Source organism: Bacillus sp. SIMBA_074, from assembly GCF_046534555.1.
Classification (GTDB): Bacteria; Bacillota; Bacilli; order Bacillales; family Bacillaceae_G; genus Bacillus_A; species Bacillus_A mycoides.
Genome location: NZ_JAWRYM010001061.1, coordinates 1 through 244, shown reverse-complemented (window position 1 = coordinate 244; position 244 = coordinate 1). Strand labels below are relative to the sequence as shown.

Sequence of the window (244 nt, the reverse complement as noted above, 5' to 3'; positions counted from 1 at the left end):
ACTTTTTCATACTTTGCTTTCATTGCTGCCGGAAGCATGGCCTGTAGGGCTGAAATTTTAAAACACATGGCCTCTTTGGTCAACCAGTCACCCAGCTGAAGCAACTCATCATTAAGGATGGGCTCCAAATCCATTGGTTCTTTTATATATCGTAATTTCGCAAAGTCGCTTTTAGCTTTTAATCCGGTGACGAACCCCTGCACCATTCTTGGACCGAATGGCACAATGACCCGCATTCCGGGCT

General features: G+C 45.5%; 1 protein-coding gene. It reads right to left on the bottom strand.

The window, feature by feature from the left end; all coding sequences use genetic code 11:
- Positions 1–244: primosomal protein N' family DNA-binding protein (locus tag SB773_RS34010; RefSeq protein ID WP_486304338.1), on the bottom strand; the 244-nt coding region annotated here is incomplete at both ends.